Genomic DNA, 16,079 nt, shown 5'->3' on the forward strand with positions numbered 1-16,079 from the left:
CGGGCCGAACGCCCGGCACCCCTTGTCGAGCGGGACCTGACCTGCTCGGATGTGCCGATGCTCGAACATGATCAACCGCCGGCCGACGCGCCCCCGGTCGCCGAGGCGCCCGTCGAACCGTCCGCCGAGGCGCACCCGGTGCGCCCCTCCCGCCGCCGGCTCCGGATCGGCCTCGCCGCCGCCGCGGTCCTCGGCTGCACCGCCTTCGGGGTGGCCTTCGCCGACAACTTCGCCGCCCTCGGCGCCTACGACTACCGGCCGCCGGAGCAGTTCCAGGGTCTGCCGAAGGCCTCCGACGGCACCCGCGACAAGCAGTCCTGGCGGATCGGCGGCGGCTCCGGCGTCTCGACCACCAGCTACCGCAGCCCGGACGACGAGCGGCTGGTCTTCGTGACCGTCGCGGAGACGCACATCTTCCTGCCCGCCTCGCAGCTCGACGACGCGATCGCCGCGCAGCGCGCGAGCGGCTACACCTACACCGACCTGCACGACGTCGACCCGGGCGAGCGCGGCGGCGTGATGAAGTGCGGCCTGGCCGGGTTCGAGGACGGCGAACTGTCGGTCTGCACCTGGGCGGACGGCAGCATGTGGGCCGGCTTCGCGGAGGTCCTCGACGGCGCGACCGTCGATCCCGACGTGCTGGCCGGGCGCGCCCGGGAGTTCCGCCGCCTCGCCGAGGTGCCGGCGTAGGGCGGGTCCGCGCCGGGCCGGACGGCGGACCGCCCCGCCCGCTGCGGCGGACGGGGCGGGTCGGGCGGCCGTTGAGCGGCCTCAGACGGTCGCGTGCCAGGCCTGCTCGGCCGCGGTGAGGGCGGGGGCGGCGTCGGCGCCGGTCGCGGTGGCGAGGGCGGTGAGGGTGGCGCGAACGGTGCCGAGGGCGGCGGCGGTGCCGTAGTGGTTGACCCGCAGCATCTCGGCGGCCAGCACGCCGCCGCCGGCCTGGACCGGCAGCGAGGCGTCGAGCCGGCGCAGCTCGGCGGCGAGGGCGGTGGCGTCCAGGCCGGCCGGGGTGCGCAGGGTGGTGGCGACCGGCGCGGCGTGCGCGTCCTCCGGGACGAACGGGCTGAGCGTGCCGAGTGCCCGGACGCCCGCGCGGGTGGCGGCCGCGGCCGCCCGGTGGCGGGCGATGACGGCGGGCAGGCCGTCCGCCGCGATCCGGTCCAGGCAGGCGCCGAGCGCGAGCATCTCCAGCTGCGCGGGCGCGTGCGGCAGGACGGTGCGACCGGCGTCCGTCCAGCGCTCCTTCCAGTCCAGCAGCGAGAGGTAGGAACGGCGCGGGGCGGCCGGGTTGGCGGCGATCCGCTGCCAGGCCCGCTCGGAGACCGAGACGGCCGAGACGCCGGCCGGTCCGCCCATCGCCTTCTGCCCGCCGATCACGCACAGGTCGACGCCCCAGGCGTCGGTCAGCAGCGGCTCGGCGGCCACCGAGGCGACCGCGTCCACCATCAGCAGCGCGCCGTGCTCGCGCACCACGGCGCCGATCTCGGCGACCGGGTTGGTGTTGCCGGTGGCGGCCTCGGCGTGCACCAGCGAGACGAAGTCGATGGCCGGCTCGGCCGCCAGGGCCGCGGCGACGCGCTCGGCGGTCACCGCGCTGTCGAACGGCACGGCGAGGTCGACGACCTTCGCGCCGCAGTCGCGCAGCCAGTTGCCGAAGGTCTGGCCGTACGGGCCGGTGACGATGTTGAGCGCGGTCGAGCCCGGGTGCGCGGCGCCGCGGATGGCGGCCTCCAGCGGCAGCAGCGCCTCGCCCTGGGTGACGATCACGTCGGCGGTGGTGTGCAGCAGCGCGGCGACCTGGTCCTCGATCGCCGCGAAGTCGGCGGCGGTGAGCGGGGGCAGGTCGAGGAAGGGGCTCACGGTCACTGGGCCTTTCGAGGGGGTGCGAGGGAGGGAGCGGCGGGTGGCCGGGAACGAGTCTGCCCCATCTTCGCTGCTTACAGGGAACGGCGCCGTCGGTAGAGTGCGGCCATGAGCGATGGCGCGGTGCTGCACGTCCGGGGTCGGGTGCTGGTCGGTCCGGAGGACGTCCGGGACGAACTCTGGGTGGTGGACGGCCGGGTGACCTTCTCCCGTCCGGCCGCCGTGGGCGCCGCCGGCCCGGACGTCCGGACGGTCCGGGGCTGGGTGCTGCCCGGCCTGGTGGACGCGCACTGCCACGTCGGCCTGGACGCGCACGGCGCCGTCGACGCCGCGACCAGCGAGAAGCAGGCGCTCACCGACCGCGACGCCGGCACCCTGCTGATCCGCGACGCCGGGTCCGCCGCCGACACCCGCTGGATCGACGACCGCGAGGACCTGCCCCGGATCGTCCGGGCCGGCCGGCACATCGCCCGCACCCGCCGCTACATCCGCAACTACGCGCACGAGATCGAGCCCGGCGACCTCGCCGCCTACGTGCGCGCCGAGGCCCGGCGGGGCGACGGCTGGGTCAAGCTGGTCGGCGACTGGATCGACCGCGACCGCGGCGACCTCGCCGCCTGCTGGCCGGGCGACGCGCTCGCCGAGGCGATCGCGGCGGCGCACGAGGAGGGCGCGCGGGTCACCGCGCACTGCTTCGCCGCCGAGTCGCTGCCGGACCTGCTGGCCGCCGGCATCGACTGCGTCGAGCACGCCACCGGCCTGACCGAGGAGTTGATCCCGGCCTTCGCCGAGCGCGGGGTCGCGATCGTGCCGACCCTGGTCAACATCGCCACCTTCCCGCAACTGGCGGCCGGCGGCGAGGGCAAGTTCCCGGCCTGGGCCGCCCACCTGCGCCGGCTGCACGAGCGCCGCTACGACACGGTCGGCGCCGCGCACGACGCGGGCATCCCCGTCTACGTCGGGACGGACGCGGGCGGCTCGCTGGCCCACGGACTGGTCGCGGAGGAGGTCGCCGAGCTGGTGAAGGCCGGGCTCACCCCCGCCGAGGCGCTGTCGGCGGCCACCTGGGGCGCGCGCGCCTGGCTGGGGCGCCCCGGCCTGGAGGAGGGCGCGCCGGCCGACTTCGTGGTGTACGCGCACGACCCGCGCGCCGACGTCCGGGTGCTGGCCGATCCGAAGCTGGTGGTGCTGCGCGGGCGCCCGGTGGCGTGAGCCGCGGTTCGAGGCGCCGCGGTGTGATCATCTCGGTGAACGGGCGGTCGGTGTAGGCCGATAGGGTTACGCCCATGGCACCGCGTCCACTGAACGAGATCGTCGAGCCCGGGTGGGCCACCGCGCTGGAGCCGGTGGCCGGGCGGGTCGCCGCGATGGGCGACTTCCTCCGCGCAGAACTGGCCGCCGGCCGCACCTATCTGCCCTCCGGCCCGAACGTGCTGCGCGCCTTCCAGCAGCCGTTCGCCGAGGTGCGGGTGCTGATCGTCGGCCAGGATCCCTACCCGACCCCCGGCCACGCCGTCGGCCTGAGCTTCTCGGTGGGGGCCGAGGTCCGGCCGATCCCGGCCAGTCTGATCAACATCTTCCAGGAGTACGGCAGCGACCTCGGCCTGCCGCAGCCGTCCAACGGTGACCTCACGCCGTGGACGCAGCAGGGCGTGCTGCTGCTGAACCGCGCCCTGACCACCGCCCCGCGCAAGCCGGCCGCGCACCGCGGCAAGGGCTGGGAGGAGGTCACCGAGCAGGCGATCCGTGCCCTGGCGGCGCGCGGCGGTCCGCTGGTGGCGATCCTCTGGGGCCGTGACGCGCGCAATCTGCGGCCGCTGCTGGGCGAGATCCCGGCGATCGAGTCGGCGCACCCGAGCCCGTACTCGGCGAGCGGGGGCTTCTTCGGCTCGCGCCCGTTCAGCCGGGCCAACGAGCTGCTGGTGCGGCAGGGGGCGCAGCCGGTGGACTGGCGCCTGCCGTAGGCGGCCGGGCGCTCCGCCGTAGCAGACGCGGGTCAGCGCGGAGCGTCAACTTCACCCCAACGGGTGAAATGACGCTCTGTGTGGCTCATGTGACGGATCGTTTGAGAAGACTGGCGGCTCATCCATTCAGCCGTGGGGGGTACCACCATGTCTTCTCGACGAATCGTTTCCGCAGCCGCCGCCGTGCTGGCCTGCACCGCTCTCACCGTTCTCACCGTGCCGCCGGCCGGGGCCGTCGAGCCCTCGCCGTCCGCGTCGGCCTCCGCGTCGACCTCCGTTCCGGCCTCCGCGCCGGGCAGGGCGCGCGCCGTGACCGCCGAACTCGACCTGGACGTCCGGCTGTTGAGCAACGCCGTGAACGTCCCGGTGGACGTCTCGCTCAACAAGGTCGAGTCCCCGGCGCAGCGCGAGGGCACCGTCCTCACCGCCACGGTCGACGGCGTCGACCAGACCGGCCCGGTCACCCTGGTCAAGGCCGAGGTCGGCAAGTCGGTGACCAAGGTCGACGCCAAGGGCGCCACCGCCTCCGTCACGCTCGCCGACGCCGACGTGCACGCCCCCGGCCTGCCCGGGACCACCCTGCTCGGCCTGAAGGCGCTCAGCGCCACCGCCACCTGTCCCGTCGACGGGCAGCCCACCGCCGACGTGGTCGCACCCGTCGGGCTCACCGTCCTCGGCAAGCCGGTCACGGTCAGTCTGTACGGGCCGACCAAGGTGGACGTGCCGCTGGTCGGAAGCGTGTCGGTGGAGTTCTCCAAGAGGACCACCACCTCGACGACGGCCGCCGCCTCCGCCCTGGAGGTCCAGGTGGCGGTGGACCCGCTCAACCTCAACGTCGCCAAGGTCACCGGCACCGTCAAGGTCGCCTCGGTGAGCTGCGAGAAGCCCGTCCCGGCCGCCCCGACGGCCACCGCCACCGCGTCGGCCACCCCCGCGACCGCCGTCACGCAGACTCCGGCCGCGCAGCCGGTCGCGGACACCACCCCGTCCGCCACCGCCACCGCCACCGCCGCCCCTGCCCCTGTCTCCGCCTCGTCCTCCGCCACCGCCCGTCGGACCGCGGCCCCCGCCGCTTCCGCCTCCGGCTCCGCCAACCCCGCCGCGCCCGACAGCCTCGCCTCCACCGGCGGCAACGACGCCACCGGCCGGCTGGCCGCCGGGGCCGCCGCCCTGGTGGCCGGAGGCGGCTGCGCCCTCTGGGCCACCCGCCGCCGCCGGGCGGCCGCCCCGGCCCACGCCCGCCGGCACTGACCCCGGGGGCCCGCCCCGGAGCCCGTCCCCGGACCCCATGGATGCGGGAGTGCCACCCGCGGCACTCCCGCACCGTGACCGTGCCAATGCGGACGGTTGGTTCACATGCGCGTTACACAAGAGGAACAACCGGGAAACGGCGGCTTGCAACGCTACGCGGGCACCCACCACTCAGTTTGCGAGGTACACCGCCGTGGCAATCAAGGCCGAGTACATCTGGATCGACGGCACCAAGCCGACCGCCAAGCTCCGCTCCAAGACTCGTGTCCTGCCGAACGCGGACAAGATCCCCACCTGGGGCTTCGACGGTTCCTCCACCAGCCAGGCCGAGGGTCACGCCTCGGACCGGGTGCTGACGCCGGTGCGCGTCACCCCGGACCCGATCCGCGGCGGCGACCACATCCTCGTCCTCTGCGAGGTCCACGAGACCGACGGCACCCCGCACGAGTCCAACACCCGCGCCCTGCTGCGCACCGTCGCCGAGCAGTACGAGGCGCAGGAGTCGATCTTCGGCATCGAGCAGGAGTACACCTTCTTCAAGGGTTCCCGCCCGCTCGGCTTCCCCGAGGGCGGCTACCCGGCCCCGCAGGGCGGCTACTACTGCGGCGTCGGCGCCGAGGAGGTCTTCGGCCGCGAGATCGTCGAGTTGCACCTCGACCGCTGCATGGACGCCGGCCTGGCCATCTGCGGCATCAACGCCGAGGTCATGCCCGGCCAGTGGGAGTTCCAGATCGGCCCGGTCGACGCCCTGACCGTCTCCGACGACATGTGGATCGCCCGCTACCTGCTCTACCGCACCGCCGAGGAGTTCGGCATCGACGCCACCCTCGACCCGAAGCCGGTCCGCGGCGACTGGAACGGCGCCGGCGCGCACACCAACTTCTCCACCAAGGCGATGCGCGAGAACTACGACGCGATCATCACCGCCTGCGAGTCGCTCGGCACCTCCCAGGAGAAGGTCCTGGAGCACGTCACCCAGTACGGCGCCGACATCGAGTCCCGCCTGACCGGCAAGCACGAGACCGCCCCGTGGAACGTCTACTCCTACGGCGTCTCCAACCGCGGCGCGTCGGTCCGCATCCCGTGGCAGGTCGAGGTGGAGCAGAAGGGCTACATCGAGGACCGCCGCCCGAACGCCAACGTCGACCCCTACGTCGTCACCCGCCTGCTGATCAACACCTGCTGCGCCGCCCTGGAGAAGGCCGGCCTGGTCTGATCCCGGTCCGCCGGCAGCACCACCCCGCACGTCCGCAGGGCCTCCCCACCTCACCGGGGAGGCCCTGCGGCCGTCACGGCCCGTCCTGGTCGGTGGGTGCGCGGTGCTCGGACACCCGTTCCCCCCGGCCGGTCGGTGTGACGATCCGTTGCCCGCGTTCGCTGACAGGGGTGGGGTCTGTCGGCTCTCTTGATCGAGGGGTGGGGCCGGGCGGAGAATGGCGGGTGTGAACGTTTCTGCTGCTGGGGTGTCCGGGGGGCTCGTGCGTCGGTTGCACGTGGACCTGGGGAGAGTGTGGGCGGCTGCCTGTCGCCGGTGAGCGTCCCGGTGTTGGTCCTTTCAGACGGCTCTTCCGGCAGCGGAGTGTGTGTTCATGACCCTGACGTTCCACTGGTTCCTGCCCACCAACGGTGACAGCCGGCACGTCGTCGGCGGCGGGCACGGGTCGACGCCCGGTGCCGCCGGCGGTGACCGGCCGCCGTCCCTCGGGTATCTGGGGCAGATCGCCCGCAGCGCCGAGCAGTTGGGGTTCGAGGGGGCGCTGACGCCGACCGGGGCGTGGTGCGAGGACGCCTGGCTGACGACGGCGATGCTCACCCAGGTGACCGAGCGGCTCAAGTACCTGGTGGCGTTCCGGCCCGGGCAGATCGCGCCGACGCTGGCGGCGCAGATGGCGGCGACGTACCAACGGCACTCCGGCGGGCGGCTGTTGCTGAACGTGGTGACCGGCGGGGAGTCGGCGGAGCAGCGCGCGTACGGGGACTTCCTGGACAAGGACGCGCGCTACGCCCGCACCGGGGAGTTCCTGTCGGTCGTGCGGCGGCTCTGGACGGGGGAGAGCGTCGACCACGACGGTGTCCATCTGCGGGTCGAGCGGGCCGAGTTGAACCGGCTGCCGGATCCGGTGCCGCCGGTGTACTTCGGCGGGTCGTCGCCGGCGGCGGGCGAGGTCGCCGCCCGGTACGCGGACGTGTACCTCACCTGGGGCGAGCCGCCCGCGCAGGTGCGGGAGAAGATCGCCTGGATCCGTGAACTCGCCGAGCGGCAGGGGCGGACGGTGCGGTTCGGGATCCGGCTGCACGTGATCACCCGGGACACCTCGGCGCAGGCGTGGGCGGAGACCGAGCGGCTGCTGGCGGCGATGGACCCGCAGCGCGTCCGGGAGACCCAGCGGGCGCTGGCCCGCAGCGAGTCGGTGGGGCAGCGCCGGATGATCGCGCTGCACGGGGGCTCGGCGGAGCGGCTGGAGATCTACCCCGGGCTGTGGGCGGGCATCGGGCTGCTGCGCGGCGGGGCCGGGACGGCGCTGGTGGGCAGCCACCGGGAGGTGGCCGACCTCGTCACCGAGTACCACGAGCTGGGCATCGACGAGTTCGTGCTCAGCGGGATGCCGCACCTTGAGGAGGCGTACTGGTTCGGCGAGGGCGTGCTGCCGGTGCTGGCCGCCCGGGGCCTGTGGAGCCGGCCGGGGCAGTAGGGCCCGGGCCGGCCGGCGCCTACTGCTCGCCCAGCACCATCCACTTCTCGGGCTTGGCCATGGCCTCGAAGCCGACCTTCGCGTAGACCCCGTGGGCGTCCGCGGTGGCGAGCAGGACGCGGCGCAGGCCGTGCTCGGCGAGCCCGTCGCGGACGGCGGCGGCCAGGGCGGTGCCGAGGCCGCGGCCGCGGGCGGCCGGGGCGACGTAGACGTCGCACAGCCAGGCGAAGGTGGCGCGGTCGGTGACCACCCGCGCGTAGCCGACCTGGGCGCCCGAGGCCTGCTCGTAGAGGCCGAAGTTGAGCGAGTCGGCGATCGCCCGGTCCTGCTTCTCGCGGCTGCGGCCGATCGCCCAGTAGGCGTCCTCGGACAGCCACCGGTGGATCAGACCGGCGTCGAGGCGCGCGGGGTCGGTGGAGATCTCGTAGCCGTCCGGCAGTCCGGTGTCACTGGTCATGGCCGGATCCAAGCAGGGATCCGGCCGCGCGACCAGCGGATTTCTCAGTGGACGGGCACGGCGTTCTCCGGCAGGTCGTGCCAGTTGGTGACGATCGGCCTGTCGACGTTGGTCGGGCCGATCGGCAGGCTGACCGGGTCGGGGTCCGGGCTGCCGATGCCCACGATGATGTCGGTGAACTGGACCGCCTGGTTGTCCTTGGTGGTCTTCGTCATGACGCCCGCGTAGGCGGTGTCCGAGCCGCTGAGCCTGATCGGCCGGCTGACGCCCTGCTCGGCCTTGGACGCCTCGATGCCGCCCGAGCCGAAGGCGATGACCGGGGGCCGGGGCGGGAGCGTGCAGGTCACCCCGGGCCTGGCCTTGGCGGCGATCAGGACGTAGCCGCCGGCCTGGGACTCGGCCTTGGCGGTGAGCAGCAGGTCCTTGGCGCCGCAGGTGCCGGCGGCCTGGCCGGGGGCGGACGCGGAGGCGGAGGGCTTGGCGGCTCCGGAGGGCTTCGCGGTCCCGGACGGCTTCGCGGCGGTGGTCGCGGGCGCGGAGGGAGCGGAGGGCGCGGTGGTCGCGGCCGGGCTCGACGCGGGCGCGGCGGCGTCGCTGTTCTCCGGCCCGCACGCGGTGGCGGTGACGGCGAGCGCCGCGACGGCGAGGGCGGTGAGAGCGAGTCGGCGCGAGCGCATGAGGGATCCCCCGGAGTCCTGACCACCGGTGTCGTTCACCGGCGCGGCACGACCGTACGACGGGATCGTTCACGGCCGGGTGCGGGAAACATCCCGATCCTGTCCCAGCCCGATGCGCCGACAAGGGATGGTCAACACCCCTGTCACGAGGGACGATCGACCCCATGACCGAACTCCCGTTGCTCCTCCTCGACGTCGACGGCCCGCTGAACCCGTACGCCGCCGTGCCGCAGGAACAGCCCGCCGGCTACCGCACCCACCACCTCCGCCCCGACTTCCGGCTGAACCGGTTCCCCGGTCGGCCGGCCGAGGAGGTCGAGCCGCTGCGGCTCTGGCTCAACCCCGGTCACGGGCCGGAACTGCTGGGCCTGCCCTTCGAGTTGGTCTGGGCGACCGCCTGGCAGCACGAGGCCAACACCTTGATCGCCCCACTGGTCGGCCTGCCCGAACTCCCCTACGTCCCCTGGCCGCGGATCGACCAGGAGGAGCCCGACGGCCTGCACTGGAAGACCCGGGTGCTGGTCGAGTGGGCGGCCGGGCGGCCGTTCGTCTGGGTGGACGACGAGCTGGGGCCGCAGGACACCGAGTGGATAGCGGCTCACCACCCGGGACCGGCGGCCACCTTCCGGATCGACCCCAGGATCGGGCTGCGGGCCGAGGACTTCGCCACCCTGCGGGGCTGGGCGCGGGCGGAGCTGGGGGCCGGGGCGTGAGGGTCGGTACGGTGGAGCGGCTGCGGCGGCACCCGGTGAAGTCGATGCTCGGCGAGGAGCTCCGCGAGGCGTCCGTGACGGAGCGCGGCATTCGCGGCGACCGCGCGTACGCGCTGCTGGACGTCGACACCGGGCGGGTGGTGAGCGCCAAGCACCCGCGGCTGTGGGCGGGCGTGCTCGGGTTCACCGCCCGGACCGGGACCGGCGGTGAGGTGGTGGTCACCGGCCCGGACGGCGCCGTCGTCGACGAGCGCGGGCTGTCGGAGCGGCTGGGGCGCAAGGTCCGGCTGGTGGACGAGCCGCCGCCGGGTGCGAGCGTCGAGCGGTCCGTCCCGGAGGAGGTCCTGGAACACGGTCCGCGCGCCGAGGTCGGGTTCACCGTCAGTGAGCTGGGGCGCGGCGCGCCGCCCGGCACCTTCCTCGACTTCGCGCCGCTCCACCTGCTCACCACGGCCGCCCTCGCCGCGGCGGGCGGTGCCGGGGCGGGCGGCGCCGCAGCCGAGCGGTACCGCCCGAACGTGGTGGTCCGGACCCCCGACGCGGTCGCCGGCTTTGTCGAGAACGGCTGGGTGGAGGGCGAGCTGGCGATCGGGGCGCGGGTGCGGCTGCGGGTCGTCACGGCGACGCCGCGCTGCGCCGTCCCCACCCTCGCGCACGGCCCGGGGGTGCCGCGCTCGGCGGCGGCGCTGCGCACGCTCGCGGAGCGCAACCGGCTCGTCCCGCTGCCGGGCATGCCCGCGCTGCCCTGCGTCGGCGTGTACGCCCGGGTGCTGGCTCCGGGGCGGGTGGCGGTCGGCGACCCGGTGGTGCTGGTGCGCTGAGCGCGGGGGCCACCGGCGGCCGGGCGTCAGCCGTCGAGAGCCTGCGCCAGGGCGGTCAGGAAGCGGTCGGTGGTGGGCTCGTCCCGGACGGCGATGCGCAGCCAGTCCGGGCCGAGGCCGGGGAAGGTGTCGCCCCGGCGGACGGCGAAGCCCAGGGCGCGCAGCCGGGCGCGGACGGCGTCGGCGCCGGGCAGTTCGACCAGCAGGAAGGACGCCGCCGGCTCGCCGTGCACCCGGACGGCCGGGAAGGCCGCCAGGCCCTTCAGCAGGTACGCGCGCCACAGGCCGAGTTCCCGGGCGGCGGCCTCCGCCTCGGCGAGTGCGGCCGGGGCCGAGCAGGCCTCGGCGGCCACCAGCGCCGGGGTGGAGACCGGCCAGAGCGGCTGGGCCGCGGCCAGCTCGGCGATCAGCGGCGCCGGGCCGAGCACGTAGCCGATCCGCAGACCGGCCAGCCCCCAGGTCTTGGTGAGGCTGCGCAGGACGACCACCCGGCCCGGCAGGTCCCTCGCGCCGGCGAGGGATTCGCGCTCCCCGGGCACGGTGTCCATGAACGCCTCGTCGATCACCAGGGTGCGCCCCGGCCGGGCCAGGGCGGCGACGGCGGTGGCCGGGTGGAGCACCGAGGTGGGGTTGGTGGGGTTGCCGAGCACGACCAGGTCGGCCTCCTCCGGCACCGCTCCCGCGGTCAGCCGGAAGCCCCCCGCGGCGGAGAGCAGCACCCGCCGCACCTGGTGTCCGGCGTCCCGCAGCGCGGCCTCCGGCTCGGTGAACTGCGGGTGCAACACCGCGATATGACGAGGCGTCAGCACGCGTGCCAGTAGGACGAAGGCCTCGGCGGCGCCCGAGGTGAGCAGCACCTCCGCCGCCGGCCGGCCGTGCCGCTCGGCGACCGCGGCCCGGGCGGCGGCGCCGTCGGGGTACGCGGCGAGGTCGGCGAGGGTGGCGGCGAGGCGGGCGCGCAGCCAGGCCGGGGGCGTGCCGGTGCGGACGTTGACGGCGAGGTCGACCAGTCCGGCGCCGTCGGCGCGCACCTCGGCGTCACCGTGGTGGCGCAGGTCGGGCTCGCTCGGGGCGTCTTCGGTGCGCGCCCCTTCGGCGGGGGAGTGAGGGTTCACGGCTGCTCTCCTGGATTCTGCCGGGGCTGCGGACGGCGGTGGGCCGCCGGGGGCCGCGGGGCGCGGGCGACGGCCACCGTCGCGGCGGCCGACCTCCGTTTGGGGGCGACGAGCTCGGCCCGCCCGCCGCCGGCCCCCGTCAGCGCCGCCGCCTCGGCCACGCTGACCGTCCCGACCGCGTCGCCGACGGCGCCGGACGGGTTGGGCACGGGGACGGCGGCCAGCGCCGCGGCCGGGTACTCGGCCACCGGCACGCCGAGCGCCGCCGCGGCCGAGCGGACGGCGGGGTGGCCGCCCTTGCCGTCGAGGGTGGCGAGCGCGCCGACGGCGCCGGCCGGCAGCCCGGCCGCGGCGAGCGTGCGCCGGATCAGGTCCAGCAGCTCCGCCCCGGTCGCCGAGCCGCGCACGCCCACCCCGACGACGAGCCGCCCGCGGCCGGGCGCCGCCACGTCCGAGCCGTCACCCGGACCGCCCAACGCGCCGGAACCGATGCCGTCCGAACCGTTCCCGTCCGGCCCTCTCACGCCACGCTCACGCCCTGCTCACGTCCCGTTCCACCACGTCACCCGCCCGACACCTGCCCGAGGGCCGCCCGCCGACCGGCCCCGGTGCCCGCCCGCCCGGGGCGGCCGAAACCCGTCGCCCCCGGCCGCCCGGAATGCCCAGGTCAGGCCAGTACCGGCAGTCGCGGACAGGCGGAATCCCACCACGCCCGTGACGGACGGGTCAATCGCGACGCCTGTGACCCGCGTCCGGCGGCGGTCCTCGGCCACCCACCGCTGTTCGCCGTTTCTTCATGTGGCCGCCGAGGCCCGCGCCACCGCGCCGCTCCTACTGTTTGCGGCGCTCCGAAACCGCCGGTTCCCCGATCGGCGGCCTCTCCCACCCCGGCAGTTCCCGCGCGGCCGGGCCACCTCCCCACCCGGCCGCCCCCGACGTACGGAGGACAGCATGCCCGAGAACCAGGAGACTGTTGACATGAGCGCCACGACCCCCGTCGCCGAGGGCGCCGCCCCGCGCCGCCCCCGCCGCCGCACCCTCACCGCCTCCGCCGCCGGCCTGGCCCTGGTCGCCGGCTCGCTCGGCCTGTGGGCCGCCACCGGCACCACCGCGCAGGCCGCCGCGCTGCCGACCCCGGACCACGTGGTCGTCGTCGTCATGGAGAACCACGCCTACACCCAGGTGATCGGCAGCTCCGGCGCGCCGTACATCAACAACACCCTGGCGGCCGGCGGCGCCACCCTCACCCAGTCGTTCGGGCTCACCCACCCCAGCGAGCCCAACTACTACCAGCTGTTCTCCGGCTCCAACCAGGGCCGCACCGACGACAGCTGCGTGCCGGTCGGTTCGATCAACCAGCCCAACCTCGCCTCCGAGCTGATCGCCGCCGGCAAGAGCTGGGGCAGCTACAACGAGGGCCTGCCGAGCCAGGGTTCGACCACCTGTTCCAGCGGCAAGTACGCGCAGAAGCACAACCCGTGGTTCGGCTTCGGCAACGTGCCGACCAACACCGCGTACACCATGACGCAGTTCCCGACGAACTTCGCCAGCCTGCCGAAGGTCTCCTTCGTCGTCCCGGACCTGTGCAACGACATGCACGACTGCTCGGTCGCGACCGGCGACACCTGGATCCAGAACAAGCTCGGCGCCTACGCCGCCTGGGCCAAGAACAACAACAGCATCCTCGTCATGACCTTCGACGAGGACAACAAGCTGTCCGGCAACCGCATCCCCACCGTCTTCTACGGCGCCCACGTCACCCCGGGCTCCACCACCGCCACCACCTACAACCACTACAACGTGCTGCGCACGCTGGAGGACCTCGCGGGCCTGACCACCCACGCGGGCAACGCCGCCTCCGCCGCCACCATCACCGGCATCTGGAACTGACGCCCGTGTACGTCGCGGACTCCCGCAGCTCCAAGGCCCCCGCCGCCCCGGCCGACACCCGGCCAGGGCGGCGGGAGGCCGCCGAGGGCGCCACCCGTGCGGCCCCCGGCGCCACCGCCGGCCGGGCCGCCCGGGCGGCGGTCCCCGGCACCGTCCTGGTCCTGGGCGTGGTCAGCCTGGTCACCGACATCTCCTCCGAGATGGTCAGCGCCGTCCTGCCGCTCTACCTGCTCACCGGCCTCGGCCTGTCCCCGCTCGGCTTCGGCCTGCTCGACGGCATCCAGAACGGCTTCAGCGCCGTCGTCCGGCTGGCCGGCGGCCACCTCGCCGACCGGCGCGGGCGCGACGGCGCGCCCCGGCACAAGGCCGTCGCCGCCGTCGGCTACGGCCTGTCGGCGCTCTGCAAGCCGCTGCTGCTGCTCGTCCACACCGTGCCGCTGATCGGCGCCGTGCTCGCCGTCGACCGCACCGGCAAGGGCCTGCGCACCGCCCCGCGCGACGCGATGATCTCGCTCGCCACCGAACCCGCCCACCGCGGACGGGCGTTCGGCGTCCACCGGGCGATGGACACGGCCGGCGCGCTGCTCGGACCGCTCACCGCCTTCCTGGTGCTGCGGATGGCCGGCGGTCCGCTGCTCGCCGACGGCGGCCAGCAGCAGGGCTACCACGCGGTGTTCGCGGTCAGCGCCTGCGTCGCGGTGCTCGGCGTGCTCGTCCTGCTGCTCTTCGTACCGAACCGGCTGCGGGCCGACGAGCCGTCGACCCTCCACCCCCGGCTGCGCGACGGGCTCGCCCTGCTGCGCATCCCCGGCCTGCGCCGGCTCACCGTCTGCGCCGTGCTGCTCGGCCTCACCACCGTCAGCGACTCCTTCCTGTACCTGCTCGTGCAGCGCCGGCTCGGCCTCGCCACCGAGTACTTCCCGCTGCTCCCGCTCGGCACCGCCGGCGCCTTCCTGCTGCTCGCTGTCCCGCTCGGCGCGCTCGCCGACCGGATCGGGCGCCGCCGGCTCTTCCTGGCCGGCCACGGCGTCCTGCTGACCGCCTACGGGCTGCTGCTCTCCCCGCTCGACGGGCTGCCGGTGGTGGTCTGCGTGCTGCTGCTGCACGGCGCGTTCTACGCCGCCACCGACGGCGTGCTCGCCGCCGCCGCGGCCGACACCGTCCCCGCCGGGCAGCGCGGCGCCGGGCTCGCCCTGGTCGGCACCGGGCAGGCGCTCGCCCGGTTCGCCTGCTCGCTGGCGTTCGGCGCGCTGTGGAGCGTCGTCGGCGGCACCACCGCGCTGACCTGGTCGGCGCTTGCGCTGGCCGGCTGCGTCACCGGGGCGGCCTTCGTGCTGCGCGAGCCCGCCGTCGTCGAAGCGCACGCCGTTGAAGACCCCGCCGTTGAAGACCCCGCTGTTGAAGGCCCCGTCGACCCCGAGGTGCCCAAGTGACCACCGCCCCCCTCCGCAACCGCACCCGGGTGCTGATCCTGCTGGTCGCCGTCGTCCTGCTCGGCGCGGTCGGCACCGGCGCCGTGCTGTGGGCCGCCGACCGCTCCGCCGACCGCGACCGCGTCCAGGCCGGCGGCCCCGTCGTCACCCCCGGCGAGGTGACCCTCAAGGACCCGGCCACCCGGCAGCTGGTCTTCCGCAACATGGCCTGGGGCCCGCACCGCGACGAGATCGCCACCGTCCCCGCCGACCACCCCGACGGCCCGCGCACCTCCTCCGGCGTCCAGTGCCTGCGCTTCTACGCCGCCGCCGGCACCGGCATCTGCCTGCGGGCCGAACGCGGCGCCCTCCAGGACACCTACCGCGCCGTCGTGCTCGACGACCGGCTGCGCGAACGGCGCTCCTTCCCGCTCGCCGGCATCCCCACCCGCTCCCGGGTCTCGCCCTCCGGCCACCTCGCCGCCTGGACCGTCTTCGTGAGCGGCGACTCCTACGCCGGCACCGACTTCTCCACCCGCACCTCGATCGTCGACGTCCGGGACTGGAACCTCCGGGAGAACCTGGAGGACTTCGACGTGATCAAGGACGGCAAGCCGTACCGCGCGCCCGACGTCAACATCTGGGGCGTCACCTTCGTCGACGACGACGCCTTCTACGCCACCGTCGCCACCGGCGGCCAGACCTACCTGGTCCGCGGCGCCCTGGGCGCCCGCACCCTCACCACCCTCCACCAGAACGTCGAATGCCCCTCGCTCTCCCCGGACGGCACCCGGGTCGCCTACAAGAAGCGCGTGCCCGGCGCCTCCGAGGACGCTCCCTGGCGGCTCTACGTCCTGGACCTCGCCACCATGACCGAGACCCCCACCGCCGAACAGCGCAGCATCGACGACCAGGCCGTCTGGTCCGACGACCACACCCTGCTGTACGCCATGCCGGGTGACTTCGGCGCCGACCTGTGGACCGTCCCCGCCGACGGCACCGGCTCCGCGCGGCGGCTGCTCGACGCGGCGGTCGCCCCGGCGTACCTCGGCTGACGGGTACGGGACAGGCCGGCGGGGCCGGTCGGGCCGGGTGGTCCGGTGCGGAACTCGGAGCGTAGGGTCCACGTCGAGCACTACGAGTGGTCGCGCCGTGCCTGGCCGCCACGACGACGGACCGGGGGAGCAGGAAGAGTGAGGCAACGAGGGCCCGACCGCGGGCTG

16 protein-coding genes are annotated in these 16,079 nt (G+C 75.0%); 11 read left to right on the forward strand and 5 right to left on the reverse strand.

Annotation, left to right across the window (positions count from 1 at the left end; genetic code table 11):
• The first annotated feature begins 57 nt into the window (after window positions 1–57).
• On the forward strand, window positions 58–690 hold the full coding sequence (locus ACFU9E_RS14240) for a hypothetical protein (RefSeq protein WP_380681643.1): 633 nt from the start codon (window positions 58–60) through the stop codon (window positions 688–690).
• Between the two features lie 81 nt (window positions 691–771).
• On the opposite strand, the gene ACFU9E_RS14245 is transcribed toward ACFU9E_RS14240, so the two are convergent.
• Window positions 772–1,866 carry a pyridoxal-phosphate-dependent aminotransferase family protein gene (locus ACFU9E_RS14245; protein WP_380681641.1) on the reverse strand — a complete coding sequence of 365 codons (1,095 nt, stop codon included), beginning with the start codon at window positions 1,864–1,866 and terminating at the stop codon, window positions 772–774.
• A gap of 105 nt (window positions 1,867–1,971) precedes the next feature.
• Between ACFU9E_RS14245 and ACFU9E_RS14250 the strand changes: the two genes are divergently transcribed.
• The 5 genes from ACFU9E_RS14250 to ACFU9E_RS14270 all read left to right on the forward strand — a co-directional run bounded on the left by ACFU9E_RS14250 (window position 1,972) and on the right by ACFU9E_RS14270 (window position 7,771).
• On the forward strand, window positions 1,972–3,075 hold the full coding sequence (locus tag ACFU9E_RS14250; RefSeq protein WP_380681639.1) for an amidohydrolase family protein: 1,104 nt from the start codon (window positions 1,972–1,974) through the stop codon (window positions 3,073–3,075).
• A 74-nt stretch (window positions 3,076–3,149) separates the two neighbouring features.
• On the forward strand, window positions 3,150–3,827 hold the full coding sequence (locus ACFU9E_RS14255; protein ID WP_380681637.1) for a uracil-DNA glycosylase: 678 nt from the start codon (window positions 3,150–3,152) through the stop codon (window positions 3,825–3,827).
• A 147-nt stretch (window positions 3,828–3,974) separates the two neighbouring features.
• Window positions 3,975–5,078, forward strand: a complete 1,104-nt coding sequence (locus ACFU9E_RS14260; RefSeq protein WP_380681635.1) for an LAETG motif-containing sortase-dependent surface protein — start codon at window positions 3,975–3,977, stop codon at window positions 5,076–5,078.
• A gap of 193 nt (window positions 5,079–5,271) precedes the next feature.
• Window positions 5,272–6,294 carry a glutamine synthetase GlnII gene (glnII, locus tag ACFU9E_RS14265; RefSeq protein ID WP_380681633.1) on the forward strand — a complete coding sequence of 341 codons (1,023 nt, stop codon included), beginning with the start codon at window positions 5,272–5,274 and terminating at the stop codon, window positions 6,292–6,294.
• Window positions 6,295–6,667: 373 nt separating this feature from the next.
• On the forward strand, window positions 6,668–7,771 hold the full coding sequence (locus tag ACFU9E_RS14270) for an LLM class flavin-dependent oxidoreductase (RefSeq protein ID WP_380681631.1): 1,104 nt from the start codon (window positions 6,668–6,670) through the stop codon (window positions 7,769–7,771).
• Window positions 7,772–7,790: 19 nt separating this feature from the next.
• Here the strand turns inward: ACFU9E_RS14270 and ACFU9E_RS14275 are convergent, their stop codons facing one another.
• Window positions 7,791–8,228 (reverse strand): GNAT family N-acetyltransferase, encoded by a 438-nt coding sequence (locus ACFU9E_RS14275; protein ID WP_380681629.1) that lies wholly within the window; start codon window positions 8,226–8,228, stop codon window positions 7,791–7,793.
• A 44-nt stretch (window positions 8,229–8,272) separates the two neighbouring features.
• A complete protein-coding gene (locus ACFU9E_RS14280; RefSeq protein ID WP_380681627.1) occupies window positions 8,273–8,905 on the reverse strand; it encodes a hypothetical protein in 633 nt (210 codons plus the stop codon).
• Between the two features lie 164 nt (window positions 8,906–9,069).
• On the opposite strand from ACFU9E_RS14280, the gene ACFU9E_RS14285 reads away from it, so the two are divergent.
• Complete coding sequence (locus tag ACFU9E_RS14285) at window positions 9,070–9,618, forward strand: hypothetical protein (protein WP_380681625.1); 549 nt, start codon at window positions 9,070–9,072, stop codon at window positions 9,616–9,618.
• A complete protein-coding gene (locus tag ACFU9E_RS14290) occupies window positions 9,615–10,439 on the forward strand; it encodes an MOSC domain-containing protein (RefSeq protein ID WP_380681623.1) in 825 nt (274 codons plus the stop codon). Before ACFU9E_RS14285 ends, ACFU9E_RS14290 begins: the two co-directional genes overlap by 4 nt.
• 26 nt (window positions 10,440–10,465) lie before the next feature.
• On the opposite strand, the gene cobC is transcribed toward ACFU9E_RS14290, so the two are convergent.
• Window positions 10,466–11,554 carry an Rv2231c family pyridoxal phosphate-dependent protein CobC gene (gene cobC, locus ACFU9E_RS14295; RefSeq protein WP_380681621.1) on the reverse strand — a complete coding sequence of 363 codons (1,089 nt, stop codon included), beginning with the start codon at window positions 11,552–11,554 and terminating at the stop codon, window positions 10,466–10,468.
• Complete coding sequence (locus ACFU9E_RS14300) at window positions 11,551–12,078, reverse strand: cobalamin biosynthesis protein (protein ID WP_380681619.1); 528 nt, start codon at window positions 12,076–12,078, stop codon at window positions 11,551–11,553. The genes cobC and ACFU9E_RS14300 overlap by 4 nt, the downstream gene beginning before the upstream one ends.
• A 454-nt stretch (window positions 12,079–12,532) precedes the next feature.
• Between ACFU9E_RS14300 and ACFU9E_RS14305 the strand changes: the two genes are divergently transcribed.
• Genes ACFU9E_RS14305 through ACFU9E_RS14315 form a run of 3 tightly spaced genes read left to right on the forward strand, consistent with a single transcriptional unit; the run spans window position 12,533 to window position 15,911 of the window.
• Complete coding sequence (locus ACFU9E_RS14305; RefSeq protein ID WP_380681617.1) at window positions 12,533–13,444, forward strand: alkaline phosphatase family protein; 912 nt, start codon at window positions 12,533–12,535, stop codon at window positions 13,442–13,444.
• A 5-nt stretch (window positions 13,445–13,449) separates the two neighbouring features.
• Window positions 13,450–14,877, forward strand: coding sequence for an MFS transporter (locus ACFU9E_RS14310; protein WP_380715019.1), 1,428 nt, complete (start codon window positions 13,450–13,452; stop codon window positions 14,875–14,877).
• Window positions 14,874–15,911 carry a TolB family protein gene (locus tag ACFU9E_RS14315; protein WP_380686166.1) on the forward strand — a complete coding sequence of 346 codons (1,038 nt, stop codon included), beginning with the start codon at window positions 14,874–14,876 and terminating at the stop codon, window positions 15,909–15,911. Before ACFU9E_RS14310 ends, ACFU9E_RS14315 begins: the two co-directional genes overlap by 4 nt.
• Window positions 15,912–16,079 lie beyond the last annotated feature (168 nt).

Source organism: Kitasatospora sp. NPDC057595, from assembly GCF_042800875.1.
Classification (GTDB): Bacteria; Actinomycetota; Actinomycetes; order Streptomycetales; family Streptomycetaceae; genus Kitasatospora.

Coding starts and splice junctions, on each gene's coding strand:
- ACFU9E_RS14240 (WP_380681643.1), top strand. CDS start 58: ATGCTCGAACATGATCAACCGCCGGCCGACGCGCCCCCGGTCGCCGAG.
- ACFU9E_RS14250 (WP_380681639.1), top strand. CDS start 1,972: ATGAGCGATGGCGCGGTGCTGCACGTCCGGGGTCGGGTGCTGGTCGGT.
- ACFU9E_RS14255 (WP_380681637.1), top strand. CDS start 3,150: ATGGCACCGCGTCCACTGAACGAGATCGTCGAGCCCGGGTGGGCCACC.
- ACFU9E_RS14260 (WP_380681635.1), top strand. CDS start 3,975: ATGTCTTCTCGACGAATCGTTTCCGCAGCCGCCGCCGTGCTGGCCTGC.
- ACFU9E_RS14270 (WP_380681631.1), top strand. CDS start 6,668: ATGACCCTGACGTTCCACTGGTTCCTGCCCACCAACGGTGACAGCCGG.
- ACFU9E_RS14275 (WP_380681629.1), bottom strand. CDS start 8,228: ATGACCAGTGACACCGGACTGCCGGACGGCTACGAGATCTCCACCGAC.
- ACFU9E_RS14280 (WP_380681627.1), bottom strand. CDS start 8,905: ATGCGCTCGCGCCGACTCGCTCTCACCGCCCTCGCCGTCGCGGCGCTC.
- ACFU9E_RS14285 (WP_380681625.1), top strand. CDS start 9,070: ATGACCGAACTCCCGTTGCTCCTCCTCGACGTCGACGGCCCGCTGAAC.
- ACFU9E_RS14305 (WP_380681617.1), top strand. CDS start 12,533: ATGAGCGCCACGACCCCCGTCGCCGAGGGCGCCGCCCCGCGCCGCCCC.